Here is a 399-nt window from a genome sequence, read left to right as displayed (position 1 = left end):
AAACTCATAATTATCAGGTAAAGGTAAGTTTAACTCCCATGCAAGATTAGCATCAATACTATGATAATTTAATTCTTCATTTATATCCTTTAATTTATTTGGATCAAGTAAAGAAGGATAGGGATGATTTTCATCCTTATATCTTGTTTTAAATTCATTTGAACTAAGCCATTCTTTTATAGTTTCAAAGTGTTTTATAACAAAGCCAAGATTATTTAATATAGCATTCATCAAACTTTCATAATCTTTATGAAGATTGATTAGTTTATGAAGATTGTCTTGATAATTTTTGTTTGTAAAAAAATCAATATGATTTAATATGTTTTCATAAATATTAGGATTTAAAGAAGTAGTATATAAACTTAAAGTATCTAAAAACTCTTTAATGCTTGTATAATT

The 399-nt window shown here is 22.8% G+C and carries 1 pseudogene; it reads right to left on the bottom strand.

The annotated features are described in order from the left end of the window. A pseudogene (locus DU473_RS08305) lies at positions 1 to 399 on the bottom strand (DUF2972 domain-containing protein); the annotation flags it as partial.

The sequence above is a fragment of the Campylobacter novaezeelandiae genome, from assembly GCF_004323845.1.
GTDB lineage: Bacteria > Campylobacterota > Campylobacteria > Campylobacterales > Campylobacteraceae > Campylobacter_D > Campylobacter_D novaezeelandiae.
Note: the sequence above shows the minus strand (reverse complement) of the source record. Positions and strands in the feature narration are given on the sequence as shown.